The organism is Methanospirillum hungatei (assembly GCF_020216685.1).
Classification (GTDB): Archaea; Halobacteriota; Methanomicrobia; order Methanomicrobiales; family Methanospirillaceae; genus Methanospirillum; species Methanospirillum hungatei_B.
Genome location: NZ_JAIWNS010000164.1, coordinates 1 through 11,672, shown reverse-complemented (window position 1 = coordinate 11,672; position 11,672 = coordinate 1). Strand labels below are relative to the sequence as shown.

The 11,672-nt window shown below is 43.6% G+C and carries 12 protein-coding genes; 3 read left to right on the top strand and 9 right to left on the bottom strand.

Annotated features, from left to right (window positions below; genetic code table 11):
• The first annotated feature begins 86 nt into the window (after window positions 1-86).
• On the top strand, window positions 87-566 hold the full coding sequence (locus tag LDL35_RS10435; protein WP_304022278.1) for a UPF0158 family protein: 480 nt from the start codon (window positions 87-89) through the stop codon (window positions 564-566).
• Window positions 567-630: 64 nt separating this feature from the next.
• Here LDL35_RS10435 and LDL35_RS10430 read toward each other — a convergent pair whose 3' ends face one another.
• Both LDL35_RS10430 and LDL35_RS10425 read right to left on the bottom strand, forming a co-directional pair.
• Window positions 631-1,479: a hypothetical protein gene (locus tag LDL35_RS10430; protein ID WP_304022277.1), complete on the bottom strand. Its 849-nt coding sequence runs from the start codon at window positions 1,477-1,479 to the stop codon at window positions 631-633.
• A gap of 157 nt (window positions 1,480-1,636) precedes the next feature.
• Window positions 1,637-3,352 (bottom strand): glycoside hydrolase family 3 protein, encoded by a 1,716-nt coding sequence (locus LDL35_RS10425; RefSeq protein ID WP_304022276.1) that lies wholly within the window; start codon window positions 3,350-3,352, stop codon window positions 1,637-1,639.
• A gap of 246 nt (window positions 3,353-3,598) precedes the next feature.
• On the opposite strand from LDL35_RS10425, the gene LDL35_RS10420 reads away from it, so the two are divergent.
• Both LDL35_RS10420 and LDL35_RS10415 read left to right on the top strand, forming a co-directional pair.
• Window positions 3,599-4,168: a DUF2284 domain-containing protein gene (locus tag LDL35_RS10420; protein ID WP_304022275.1), complete on the top strand. Its 570-nt coding sequence runs from the start codon at window positions 3,599-3,601 to the stop codon at window positions 4,166-4,168.
• A 171-nt stretch (window positions 4,169-4,339) separates the two neighbouring features.
• Complete coding sequence (locus LDL35_RS10415; protein ID WP_304022274.1) at window positions 4,340-5,506, top strand: transposase; 1,167 nt, start codon at window positions 4,340-4,342, stop codon at window positions 5,504-5,506.
• Between the two features lie 361 nt (window positions 5,507-5,867).
• Here the strand turns inward: LDL35_RS10415 and LDL35_RS15360 are convergent, their stop codons facing one another.
• From LDL35_RS15360 to cooS, 7 genes are all read right to left on the bottom strand, one after another.
• Entirely contained in the window at window positions 5,868-6,164 is a 297-nt protein-coding gene (locus LDL35_RS15360; protein ID WP_369694918.1) for a type II toxin-antitoxin system RelE/ParE family toxin, read from the bottom strand.
• The gene (locus LDL35_RS15355; RefSeq protein WP_369694919.1) at window positions 6,148-6,351 is read right to left on the bottom strand and encodes a type II toxin-antitoxin system Phd/YefM family antitoxin; all 204 of its coding nucleotides are present in this window, start codon (window positions 6,349-6,351) and stop codon (window positions 6,148-6,150) included. Before LDL35_RS15355 ends, LDL35_RS15360 begins: the two co-directional genes overlap by 17 nt.
• A gap of 168 nt (window positions 6,352-6,519) precedes the next feature.
• Window positions 6,520-7,338: an AAA family ATPase gene (locus tag LDL35_RS10410; RefSeq protein WP_304022273.1), complete on the bottom strand. Its 819-nt coding sequence runs from the start codon at window positions 7,336-7,338 to the stop codon at window positions 6,520-6,522.
• A gap of 39 nt (window positions 7,339-7,377) precedes the next feature.
• Window positions 7,378-8,190, bottom strand: coding sequence for a 2Fe-2S iron-sulfur cluster-binding protein (locus LDL35_RS10405; protein ID WP_304022272.1), 813 nt, complete (start codon window positions 8,188-8,190; stop codon window positions 7,378-7,380).
• Between the two features lies 1 nt (window position 8,191).
• Window positions 8,192-9,880 carry a NuoF family protein gene (locus tag LDL35_RS10400; RefSeq protein WP_304022271.1) on the bottom strand — a complete coding sequence of 563 codons (1,689 nt, stop codon included), beginning with the start codon at window positions 9,878-9,880 and terminating at the stop codon, window positions 8,192-8,194.
• Complete coding sequence (locus LDL35_RS10395) at window positions 9,877-10,359, bottom strand: NAD(P)H-dependent oxidoreductase subunit E (protein WP_304022270.1); 483 nt, start codon at window positions 10,357-10,359, stop codon at window positions 9,877-9,879. The genes LDL35_RS10400 and LDL35_RS10395 overlap by 4 nt, the downstream gene beginning before the upstream one ends.
• 20 nt (window positions 10,360-10,379) lie before the next feature.
• Window positions 10,380-11,672 (bottom strand): anaerobic carbon-monoxide dehydrogenase catalytic subunit (cooS, locus tag LDL35_RS10390; RefSeq protein ID WP_304022269.1); only part of this gene is annotated, 1,293 nt, incomplete at its 5' end.

Sequence of the window (11,672 nt, the reverse complement as noted above, 5' to 3'; positions counted from 1 at the left end):
AAGTATCATGAAAAGATGGAATGCTTCTGTAGTTTAAAATCTTGGATATTCAGATCTTGTTATTGCTGATATCTTATGCAGGTATAATGGGGAATTCGATGGTCAAAAATATTGATGTAAAAAAGCGAGTCGTTCATCTTTCACTCGATGAGATAGCAGAAGCCTTGGATAATTGTACCTTATACACCAGATACATCCTTGATCTACAGGAGGAGGAAATTATCCGTTTATCTGAGTATATGATGTCTTCTGACGAGATTCAGGAGGTTTTTGATGAGATTGATGACGACGAAACCGGAAGATATGTCCTGTTTCCAATCCGGATGGGTTCACGGGACGGGTATGCAGATATGGAAGTCTTTATTGAAAATATCAAGGACCTGGAAGTTCAGGAACTCGCGAATCAGGTCATCAGGGAGTCGAAACCCTTCCGAAGATTCAAAGATTTCATCCAGGTTTATCCTGATCTGGAAAAAGAGTGGTACACATGGAAAGATGCCCGGTCACGAAACAGAGCTCTGGAATGGTTGGAAGAAGAGGGATTAGTCCTTACAAATGAAGAATGAAACTTGCTTGTTCTGAAATTTTTTATAAAAAAAGGAATTTTTTAATGTAGGGAAGAAAAATGGATTAAGCGGGTACTGGTTCATCAGTTGTCTCATTGATCAATTCTTGAGACGTTTCATCAATTGTTTCGTCGACCACATCATCTTCACACCCGGCACACCCTTCACAATATCCCATCGTGTACTGCTGATAGGGATCCGGATTTTCCTGTAAATATTTCTTTAATATTGCAATACCCGGATCCATACTCTTTACATTCGCCCCGGAGATGATGTAATCCTTACATAACGTCTCATCTGCACATTGGTCAGTTCCATATACTCCAATGAACCATTCAGATGAGTTCACAACAAGACCACAGTCACATACTGCATATTCTGATGCCGGCCTGTCTGTATTGATGTCAGCATGAATGTCCTGGGGAAGAACCGAACATGGCTTGTTCCAGCAGTCAGCCCAGTCTCCATTCATACATTGTTTCAGATAAATATCTCCTGAATAATCTGTTGAGGTGTTATCTGGATCAATCTCGTTCCCTTCAGTCGGGGCTGCATGGTAAAATGAATATGTAGACGTTATCTGACCCACCGGGTACCCTGCCTTGATCATCCAGTCTCCGTATTCATCAACGTACATCCCAATAGGGGCCAGAACTGAACAGTTATTTCCGCCTAATGAGGGTCCGTCTACCATATAACAGGAACAGAGAACTTTTGACGGATCATCCTGGGCAGGTACACAATATGCAGTATCACATAAGGCATACGGCTGATCACATACAACCGGGACTGTTACACCTTTATCGGAGAGGGCCTGTGATACCCGTTCTCCGGTTAATTCAGCCATGGCACATGGTGTAAAACAGGTCAGGAGGAGCATCCCACATATTAAAAAAATTATTTTTCGAATCATTTTTTCGCACTCCCTGTAATAACAGGATAATACATATTTTGTATAGAACTATTTATAGTGATTTATTTGTAACAATACAATTTTACATCTTTTTGAGTTGAAAAAATGAACTAATGGGCCTGAACTCGGATTGCATAAAATGGAATCAGAGATGGCATTACCGGATGATCCCGGAATTCATGGGAAATATTACGGTTCCATTCTCATCCTCAATATTCACCGGAAGGGTTCCAGTAATCGGAATTTCCCCAAACAGTGCACGAATTGCAGAGTGGATATTTTGTCCTCCAGTCCTTCCGGCATATGTCGCAACATATATGGGAACATCCTGCATGAATATGATATCATATGGCTGGTTTAACGCAAAACCTGCCACCGGGATCTCATAATCATTGGCAAAATCCAACAGATCCCGTGAAAACTGTGGGATGTAGTATTCATTAGTCCGCTGTGTTGCATTAGATGAACTTGTTCCAAGGATTACCAGGGAAGCATTCATCACCGACTGTTGCTGTTCCTCAGATAACTCCGTTTCATTTTGATAGGTATAAGCAAATATTTCCGGAGAGTAGCCTTGCCCGTTACATTTCTCTTCAACCGCCAGAGATGTTTCATTGGTAAAGAGCATTGTCGGGGTGAATATCGCAATGCTTTTCATTTCAGAGCATGAAAAAGGAATACGATTGCTCCGGTCTGAAAGAAGGGTGACCGTTTGTTCTGATGCTTCCCGTTCTACCGCATAGGCTTCTTCTCCAAGGCAGATCTCCTGTGCATGGGCAATTCGTGATGCCATATCAGAGATCGGATTCTTTTCCGATACGAGAGGATCGATTATCCCATATTTTTCTTTCATGGCAAGGATTCGTCTCACCGATTCATCGACTCTGGCCCTCATTTCCTGATCAGTTTGGTATGCTGTAAGAACGGCTTCATATGCCTCATCAACCGGGTCAGGATAGAGGATTATATCTGCTCCGGCCCTGACTGCTCTCACCGCTGCATCCCCGGTCTTGAAATTATCAACAATTGCTTTCATCATCATGGCATCTGTGATAATGAGGCCATCAAAGGAGAGTTCTTCCCGTAGCAGCCCGGTCAGGATAGATTTTGAAAGTGTTGCAGGTGTCGCAACCTCGGTTCCATCATCAAGGAGGTTTGTAGAATTATCATATGCCGGGAAGATGATATGAGCGGTCATGATGGTATCCACTCCTGATGCAATCGCTGATTTGAATGGAACCAGTTCAATCTCATTCATCCTGGCTTTAGAATGGTTTTCAAGCGGAAGTCCGAGATGGCTGTCGATGTCCACATCCCCATGGCCGGGGAAATGTTTCCCGCTGCAGATAATTCCTGCATCATGCATTCCGGCAATATAGGCGTCTCCAAGCTCTGTAACCAGATTTGGATCAGATCCAAAAGACCGGATCCCGATCACCGGGTTATTCTGATTTGTTTCCACATCAAGGACCGGAGCGAAGTTCATATTGATACCGAGTGAAGAGATTTCATCTCCTATTGTCTTCGCTACACGCCTGGTGGTTACTGCTGATCTACTGGCACCAAGGGCCATGTTTCCCGGCATCCTGGGGCCAAAGGGAAGCCTGGTAAGATATCCTCCTTCCTGATCTATCGAAATAAATAGTGGGATTTTGTCTCCTTGTTCAAGGGTTGGTGATTCATTTTGCAGGGCATCGATAAGTCTCACCACCTGTTCTACTGATGAGAGATCCCGTGCAAACAGGATAACCCCGCCGGGATGAATTTTTTTGAGCATTGACTGAAGTTCTGGTGTCATCTCCTGTGTCCCGTTTCCGGATAACGGAGAAATTGATGGCATGAAGATCTGTCCAACCCGCTCCTCATCAGTCATATTTGAAAAAACTTGATCGATATACCAGGCTTCCTGAGAATCGCTCAATACTGGAAAGATATTGATTGCAAGGAAAATGAGTGACAAAATCACAATCTTAAAGGACCATCTCATGACTGAATGTAAATCGTGGAGATGGATAATCATTTGTGTTCAATGAATCTGCTGTCATTACACAGGAGAGTTGAGAAGAATTCTCATACCATGAGCCCAAACTCTTACTGGAATTGTATGTCTGGTTCAAATATGAATAGCGAAGAAAATTTTTCCTTCCTTGTCGAAAAAGCCTTGGAAATGGGTGCAGCTGATGCTAAAATCATCCCTGCATCACATATTTGTGTGGAAGACCGTGTAGTCCTGAAGTGTAAGAGTGGCTGTATATCGTATGGAAAAAAACTCACCTGTCCGCCCTATGTTCCTACTCCAGAACAGTTTCGAAAGATACTCAGTGAATACCAGTATGCACTTTTAGTAAAATATCTCTCACCAGCAATTGCAGAACCCGATATCATCTGTTCAATTTACCGATACTGGCTTGACCCAAAAGCTCCGGAAGATAAAAAAAGAAAGGCACAGGATTTCTGGACCTATCATTTTCATGGCACACAGAACTTCTCCCCAATGATGCTGGAACTGGAACGGCTGGCATTTAATGCAGGGTATACCTTTGCTCTGGCGTTCATGAACGGATCCTGCAGATTATGTGAGACATGTAATATTGAGAAAGGGCTCTGTCTTCATCCGACACAGGCACGTATGACTGAACATGCAGTCGGTATAAATATCAGTAGTCAACAATTGACATCCAAACTGTAACAATTCATATGAGTTCTCTTCCAAAAAAAAGTTTAAATTTTTCTTCCATCTTTACTAATTGACCTATCTTTTGTTAAATTCAAAAAAAAACCTTAATTTTTTTGCGTTGAAAATATACTTAACTCGCTTGGAGAAAGTATATATACTATTAAAAATCCTCCTCCGGCCGATATGGGCTCTAAATTCCAAAAAAAGTCTAATTATTCTCCATTTATGGGTAAAGAGGGTAAAACAATAAAAATGGCTGTAGAAATTATTAAGGAACATGTCACTATCACGCCATGTGGCACTTTTACATCTGATGACATAATTACTGCTACGCTGGGAATGGCTTTAAATCGTAAATCCGCAGACTCTTTTTGCAAAATTCCAGATTTGAAAATTCCATCGAGCACGACATATCGTACTTGTGCTGACACTATTGAATATGATGATATTTTATTGAATAATCAACTAATATTTGCGGCATTTTCAGACCAAATACTGCATAAATGTAGATATTATTCATTTGCCATTGATGAGACAAATGATCCATATTATGGAGAAATCGTTGATGAAAATATTGACTTCATTATTGGCGGGAAACAAAAAAAGTCTACAAATTATTTTTATTCTTATATCTCTTTATATGTCGTAGTTCGCAATAAAAGAGTAACATTGGCTGTTTTCCCTGTTCGCAAAACTGAAAACAAAATTACAACAATTAAACAATTTATCGGAATAATTAAAGAAAAAGGGTACAACATCCGAGTCCTTTTACTAGATCGTGGATTTTATTCTGCTGAAATATTTCAATACCTTCAGAATGAAGGAATTCCTCATATTATGCCTGTAAAAGCATCTGGAAAAAAATTGAAAGAACTGTTATCTAATAAACAGATACGGGATTTTTCTTATACCTTAAATGAAAATGAACAAAATGCTCAAGAGATCAGAATAATGCGATATTCATCCCGTAGAACAAATAAGGAAGGTAAAATTGAAACGAAAAATCTCGGGTTTGTGTACTTTGGTATTGATTGGAGCTTATTACGAATTCAATGTGAATACAAATCCAGATTTGCTATTGAAGCATCTTATCGGATGAGAAATATTGTCAGGCCAAAAACCTCAACACGAAACCCAGTAATTAGGTATTTTTTCGCTGTAGTTTCATTTTTGCTTAAAAATATCTGGGTTGTAGCTCTAATGGAGAATTTTCGAAAGAAACAACGTGGGCCGACAATAATATCTAAAGATTGGTTTCGCTTTGAAGCCTTTGTTGAACGAATATGGAATAAAATTAGAAAAATGGTTTCAATTCAGCATTACGTAAATTTTGACGAAGAAATAACCTAATTCAGCGATATTCGCTATCTTTTTTAAAAAGGCCTTAATAGCCAAAGCTGTCCGATTTTTATCAGTTATTTCCTGATATTACTACTTATCCACCTAGTGAAACCATATAAGCTCGGATAATGATTGAGGAAAAATGAAATGTTAATTTATATTCAATCATAGTGATTGATGCGGCCTTATCTTTAATAGGAAATTTCTTTAGAAAAAATTACGAAATATGTCTAATTGTTGACTACTGAATATGAAAAAGACAGCAGAAACAGCAGGAATGCCTATCCGTTTTCCTGTTGTTGGTCATCCTGAACTGATGGCTCTCCTGCTTATTGATTAATTTGCATTATGAGCAAGGAACAGTCTCATGTCATTCAAATATTTGTCCTCCATGAATAATCCTCAAAATTATCACTCTCATATCTTTTATTTTGAAATTTATCCGGTAAGAGCCATGCAATAAATGGCGGTATTGTATCCCTAATATATCATTTTCCGGAATTTCCGGGCACCGGTATGGGAACTGTTCCCATGTCAGGATCTGTTTTTCAAGGGACAGGACGAAGGTTTGTGCTGTTTTTAGATCTGATTGTCCTATGTATCTCCAGATACTCTCAAGATCCTCCTCTGCCGATTCCGCAATTTCTATCTCAAATGGCGTTATCACGCTTGAACTCTTGGATAAATGTATGAAACGACCTGGTTTTTCCTTGCTCTACATCCTGTTCTGCAGTTGCTAGTAATCTGGCAATATTTCCGGCATGAATTAATTTTTCATACTCTTTTACATCTAGCAATACAGAATCCGCCCGGCCATTGACGGTAAGGAAAACCGGCCGACCAGTTGTATGAATATGATCCAGGATCTCCCGGGTATGACGTTTCAGGAAGTAACTGATCGAATATCTTCAGAAGGTGAGAGTGCTGACATGTGACATGATATAAGGTGTATTATCCGATATGAAATTTGGCATCTTATCAAAAGAAAAAAATACAAATATAAACTCACTCGTCGGTCGTTTTCACGCTCTCATAAGCCCATGCATCTCAAGAGACATCTGAAGTTCCCTGACACCATCGACAAATTCTGACTGTTCCTCAAGCATTGGTCGTACATCAGGATCATAGAGAAGCATCATCTCATCATACGGAATGTAAAATTTCCCGGAGAAATACCCTTCATAATCGGCAAGTAATCTGTCGACCCGTGATATATCTCCAGGCGATCTGACCCGGTTGATGACCAGGTGAATATCGGGTATCTCAAGCTCCCTGGCAAGTTCTGCGGCATGTTTCACAACCTGAACTGCGTTAAATGTCGGATCTGCAACCAGAACCGCCTGATTAAAGCCTTTTGCAAGTGCCCGGCCAAAATGTTCAACCCCTGCCTGGGTGTCCATGAGAATTATCTCCCCCTCCCGAAGGTTGATATGTCTCATGACTGCGTCAAGCAGGGTATTCTCCGGACAAAGACACCCGGTAGCAGCTTTTACCACGGTTCCCATAACGAGGATGCTGACACCGTTCGGGCCTTTCATCCCAAACCGCCCAACCACATCTGATACATCCGGGTTAAGGGAGAGCATAAGACCATATCCGGAATCAGGTCTGGCTCCGGTCTTCTCCTCAATATAATCCAGGTTTTTTGAGAGCGGGACAATTGATTCAGCATCATCTGGAGAGACCCCGATAGCATAAGGAAGGTTCATCTGCGGATCTTCATCTACCGCTAATACTGAATATCCTCTTCCTGCAAAAAGATGAGAGAGGATTGAGGTTATTGTGGTCTTTCCAACGCCCCCCTTTCCGGTAATGACTACCCGAAATCCATGATTGTTCATTCTTCTTTTTACTCCTCTAATGGTTTTCTGTCCAGGGCATCATGACTTTGGGACTTTCCTGATCACCTTTCTGGTGATGTGCTGGCGCCTGCATTCAGGGCACAGGGATTTTATTTCTTCTATAATTGCGGGGTCGAGTTTGTCCAGAACCTTGTGCATCAGTTTCTCCGGAGCAAATGACTTCTTGCATGATGAGCAGGTTGCAAGAGGAACCGTTGTTCCGGACCATGATTGCATGACCCGTTCTGCATCACGATCTTCAAATACTATCGCTTTCGTCGGACATACCTGTGCACACGCAGCACACCCTGCACAGTCCGGATTCTGTTCAAAAAATGGTGTATTGATAACCGTGTAGGGACCCCGATTGATGAAATTGATGGCACAGGTGCCCATGATCTCAGTACACACCCTCACACATAAACCGCAGAGAATACATTTTCCTAAGAGCGGGTCTTCATGAACAATCTTCTTGAGAAACCGCGTCTTTTTGACCCCGTATTTCGCAGCCATCTCCCTGATTACCTCTGATTTTGGTGCTTCTGCAAGGTAGAGTTCAAAGAGCAGGTTTCGGTGTTTGATGATCTGGGGCGTGTCGGTCAGGATTTCAAGGCCATTGTGAACTTTGATGGTACATGCGGGGGTCATCGTCGTCTTTCCACAGGTTACTAGATCCACCATGCAGAGACGGCAGGCCCCATATGGTTCCAGGGCCTTTTCGTAGCAGAGGTGAGGGATGTCAATATTCAGCCTCATGGCTGTGAGAAGGAATATCTCTCCTTCTTCGGCCAGGTATTGGTTTTTATTGATAGTGATGGTGACCATCCGGTTCATGGATCCGAAGAGTGACATATCAGGCCTCCGATGAGATGAGGGCATCATACTCCTCTTTAAAATATTGCATCGTGGTCAGAACTGGATTTGGTGCAGTCTGTCCAAGGCCACAGAGTGATGTCTTCTGAACCGTGTCAGCCAGTTCTCTGAGCAGATCGAGGTCCTCACGAGTGCCTTTTCCGGCGATAATTCTATTCAGGATAAGGAGCATGTGTTTGAGACCTTCCCTGCAGGGGACACATTTTCCGCATGACTCACCTGAAGCGAAATTGATAAAGTACCGGGCAATGTCTACCATGTTGGTATCCTCGTCCATCACTACCAGTCCACCTGATCCCATCATTGTTCCGACCTGATTCAGGCTTTCAAAATCAACCGGTGTATCAAAGAGTCTGACCGGGATGCACCCTCCTGATGGACCTCCGGTCTGGACTGCCTTCACCTCTTTTCCCTGTGCTCCGCCATTTCCGATATCATAGATGATCGAATGAAGGGATGTTCCCAGGGGGACCTCAACCATACCGATATTATCAACCTTTCCGACCAGTGAAAAGACCTTAGTTCCGGTATTTCCTTTTGCACCGATTGATGAATACCATAACGCTCCTTTTGCGATGATTACCGGGACATTACACCAGGTCTCAACATTATTCAGATCCGTCGGCTTTCCAAAGACTCCTTTCTCGGTAAGTCGTGGAGGGCGGAGTCGTGGCCGGCCGGTTTTCCCTTCGATGGATGCTGCAAGAGCGGTTGATTCTCCACAGACAAAGGCACCTGCTCCTGTCGCTATACGGATATCACAATCAAATCCTGTATTGAAGATGTTTTTGCCCAGCAGTCCATATGTTCGTGCCTGGTCTAGTGCCAGCATGAGACGTTCGATAGCGAGGGGATACTCAGCCCGGATATAAATCAGTCCTTCATGAACTCCCATGGCAAATGCCCCGATGAGCATCCCCTCAAGGAGCATATGGGGATCACTCTCCATCTCATTCCGGTTCATGTACGCACCCGGATCTCCTTCATCGGCATTACATACAATGTATTTCTCTTCGCCTGGTGCTTTTTTCGTGATCTCCCATTTCAGACCGGCTGGAAATCCGGCACCTCCCCGCCCCCGAAGTCCTGATTTCTTCACCTCATCAATGATAGTATCAGGTTCCATGCTGGTGAGTGCCTGATACGCCGCAGAATATCCCCCAATGCCTATATACTCGTCAATGTCTTCAGGATTAATCAGGCCGCTATCCCGAAGGATTACTTTTTTCTGATGGGCGAAAAATGGGATTTCTCCATATTCTGGAATGGTATCAAACCCATTCCCATAGACGAGGTTTCCGGTGATATGGTCCCAGTCGGATATTTTACAGAGCACCAGATCAGACGGAACATCACCCTCAAGTGCCAGAGAAATTATCCTCTCTGCATCGTCCTCTTGGACCTTTCGAAGAAGAACCAGGGCTTTTCCCGGGATGTTCACCGATACAATCGGTTCCTCTTTGCAAAACCCGATACATCCGGTCTTAACAAGAGAGATATCGAGGTTTTTCATCTGAATTATCTTATGCATCCGGTTATACAGGGCTATACCTCCGACTGCTATCCCGCATGATGATGTCCCGACGCCGATCCTCGGCCTCCCCGGCTGGATCTTTTGCAGCCCTCTTTTCCGAATGGAGTCCAGATCTTCGGATGTCTGAATCCTCATCGCTTCCACCCATAGATCTCTAATATATCCGGGATTCTCTCTGGAGTTACATACCCATGCAGATCCCCGTCTACATGGAGCACCGGAGCCATGCTGCATGCACCAAAACATCGGGCAATCTCAACCGTGAATAGGTTATCTGGTGTTGTCTGAAGATACTTGCCGTCCTGTGTATCTCCTGATAACCCAAGATGTCCTTGCAGAGTCTCTAAGATCTTTTCTGCTCCTTTGACATGGCAGGGGGTTCCCATACAGACGGTGATCAGGTGCTCTCCAACCGGTTTCAGACTGAAAAATGAGTAGAAGGTAACAAGAGCGAAGAGTTCTGAGAGAGGAACCTCTAATTTTACTGATACCAGTTTCAGGGTATCCATGGGGATATGCCGTTCCTGGAGTTGAATCTCCCGTAAAATTCCTAACGTTCTGCCGGCAGGATAGGGATATTTTTCAATAATTCCATCAAGCGTCTTTTCATCCATTATGCTCTCCAAAAGGAAGGTTAGATGTTCAGTGCCTTTCTCTTCCGGTTGATCTCTGCTTCCAGGAGGTCAGCGGTCTTTACGGGATCCGGTTCTACCGCAAATGCAGAATTCGTAATTCCCTTTACTCCGTCGGCGAGCAGATTCAAAACATTACTGCTGCCAAAGATCTTCGGCGGGATACCAAGAACCGTGTAGACACCGGATGATACAAAGTAGGTACCGATGGAGATGGCCTTCTGGGAGTACCATTCCGGAGCTGCTCCACCGATTGGAAGATCACCGATTCCCACCCCGAGTTCTTTTGCAATATTTGCCGCTAATACGAGAATTCTCGAACAATCAACACAGGATCCCATATGCAGGACCGGAGGAATACCAAGCAGTCTGCAGACTGATGCCAGCCCTTCTCCTGCAAGATCGGCCGCTTCGGGAACTAATAAACCCGCTTTCCCGCAGGCGATGGCAGAGCATCCGGTCTCGACCACGAGGATATTGCGTTTGATAAGCTCCTTTGCAAGGGTTATGTGACCATAGTCCTGCTTAATTCGGGGGTTATTACATCCGACAATACCGACACATCCATTGATCGTTCCGGCAACGATGGCATCGATGAGTGGTTTGTAGGTTCCTCCAAGAGCTTTTCTGATAGTTTCTTCAGAGAATCCTGCCATGACTTTCATGGGCCGTTCAGGAATTCTGACCCGGTCCGGATTTCTGTTCGGATAATTATCAATAGCCAGTTTAATTATCTCATGAGCGGTATCACGGGCATTTTCTGGCTTGAACTCTTTGTAAATCGTTCCAGAGATCTTCCCCTTGGTACTGGTTGTGATAACTTTGGTATGGAAACAACTGGCAGTCAGTGGAATTGAGTGATAAATACATTGATAATCAACAACCATTGCCTCAACTGCCCCGGTTGCAATGGCAAGTTCCTGGTCAAAGAATGAACCGGCAAGTGGGATGCCACTTCTCATGAGAAGTTCATTTCCGGTACAGCACATGCCAACAAGATTGATCCCCTTTGCTCCCTTTTCCTCAGCCATTCGTTTGAGGTCAGGATCTTCGGCGACGTTGACTATCATCTGAGAGAGCAGGGGATTATGACCATGGAGGACAATATTGACTTTATCCCTGCTCAAAGTAGCAAGGTTCGTGATGGATGTGAGCGGAGTTGGAGTACCAAACAAAATGTCTGAACATTCCGTTGCAGCCATGGAGCCTCCCCATCCGTCAGAGAGTGAAGTTCTCATCGCATGCAGGAGCAGAGTTACAGAATCTGCATCCACGCCCATGTGGATCCGATGCAT